At 64.3% G+C, this 1,127-nt stretch carries 1 protein-coding gene; it reads left to right on the top strand.

The window, feature by feature from the left end:
* Positions 1 to 304: 304 nt before the first annotated feature.
* Complete coding sequence (locus AC1D2K_RS35010; RefSeq protein WP_478095063.1) at positions 305 to 1,045, top strand: hypothetical protein; 741 nt, start codon at positions 305 to 307, stop codon at positions 1,043 to 1,045.
* Positions 1,046 to 1,127: the final 82 nt, after the last annotated feature.

Here is a 1,127-nt window from a genome sequence, read left to right as displayed (position 1 = left end):
GTTCGATTCATCTCTCCGGCACCAAACAAAAGCCCCTGATTCGCAAGAGTCAGGGGCTTTTTGCATTTGTCGGCACAGATCGCAGATGCCTCCCCACCTTCTGCTGCAGCCCGGCCTTCAGTTGGCGTTCTTCTTGGGACGTCCAGCTTTCAGCGGGGACAGCGAATCGACCGCACCATGCAGTTGGGYGTCGGTGAGTCGTTGAAGCGCCTGCAGCCCGGCTCGCAGAAGTTCATTCTTCTTGACGGGMCGCYTGAAACCTARCGYGCGGWCCTTGAGGACGGCWATCAGCYYGAAGTCCTGCTTGGGCATCGCGAAACGGTCGCGCACGAGCTTCGCTCTTGTCTTGGCGTCGTCGCGCACAGCATCGGGCGTGGCTGCGCGGAAGGAGATCGTATTTGCCGGTTCTTCCGCAATACGGGGTGAAACTGGTGGCGGCGCGACCACGGCCTTCACTGCCTTGGCCCTCGAAGGTCCAGCCTTCTTCGCTGTCATCATCTTCTGGGGCAGCGCGGCGGCCTTGACGCCGACTTTGGTCGGTGCCGTCCTCTTGGTCGGTGTCACCTTCTTGGCCGGTGCTGCCTTCCTCGTCGGTGCCGCCTTCTTGGTCGGTGCCGGCTTCTTGGCCGGTACTGCCTTCTTGGCCGGTGCAACCTTCCTGGTCGGTGCCGCCTTCTTGGCCGGTACTGCCTTCTTGGCCGGTGCCGCCTTCTTGGCCGGTGCGGCCTTCTTGGCCGATGCTGCCTTCTTGGCCGGGGCCGCCTTCTTGGTCGGTGCTGCCTTCTCGGCTGATGCTGCCTTCTTGGCCGGTGCCGCCTTGTTGGCCGGTGCTGCCTTCTTGGTCGGTGCCGCCTTCTTGGTCGGTGCCGCCTTCTTGGCCGGTGCCGCCTTCTTGGCCGGCGTCGCCCTTTCTGCCGAGGACGGAGTGACCACCGATTGTGTCGGCACGGGCGTTCGAGACGATGGCGTCTTGGCGGCCGGCTCGCTGGTGGCGGCTACTTCGACACTGGGCCACGGCGCCTTGTTGAACTCCAACACCTCATGAGCCACCAGCACCTCGGCCGGCGGGTTCGATGCCAGTTCCGTTGCGACAGGGATTGCAGCCTCTGCCGGCGGCTGGACCGGCG

This window comes from Variovorax sp. P1_H12_2 (assembly GCF_056405335.1).
Note: the sequence above shows the minus strand (reverse complement) of the source record. Positions and strands in the feature narration are given on the sequence as shown.